Source organism: Hoskinsella mucinilytica (assembly GCF_045223415.1).
GTDB lineage: Bacteria > Bacillota_I > Bacilli_A > Erysipelotrichales > Erysipelotrichaceae > Hoskinsella > Hoskinsella mucinilytica.
Genome location: NZ_JBEQZJ010000123.1, coordinates 1 through 469, shown reverse-complemented (window position 1 = coordinate 469; position 469 = coordinate 1). Strand labels below are relative to the sequence as shown.

The following is a 469-nucleotide window of genomic DNA, read 5'->3' as shown; positions in this document are numbered from 1 at the left end:
AACACTTGCACTTGCTGTATAGGTATATGCTGGTACGATCACTTCATCCCCGGGACCGATTCCTAAAATCCTTAGTGTGATCTCTGCACATGCTGTTTGAGAATTCAGACACACCGCTTTTTCTGTTTGACAAAATTTCGCTATTTCTCTTTCAAATTCCTTGGTTTTTGGTCCGGTCGTTATCCACCCTGATCTTAGTACCTCTGTAACTTCCTTTATTTCATCTTCACCAATATCTGGCGGTGAAAATGGAATGTTCATTTTCTTCATCTTCTCTTTTTTCTCCCCTTTCTATCCTTTCACCGGTTCTGGATGGTATGTGGTTACCAATTGTTGAACCAGTTCTCTCATTTGATCTGTTTCTGCATATGCTGCTTCATATAATTTCTCAAGCTCTAGGTACAAGTAATTCTCATCTAGCTCGATTGGCTTTCCGATATGGATCAGCTTATTTGGTGTTGTCTGCATG

Annotated in this window: 1 protein-coding gene; it reads right to left on the bottom strand. The window is 40.3% G+C overall.

What is annotated here, in order from left to right; translation table 11 throughout:
• On the bottom strand, positions 1 to 270 hold a 270-nt coding region (locus UGRO018_RS17805), incomplete at its 3' end, for an aminotransferase class I/II-fold pyridoxal phosphate-dependent enzyme (protein ID WP_463667578.1).
• Positions 271 to 469 lie beyond the last annotated feature (199 nt).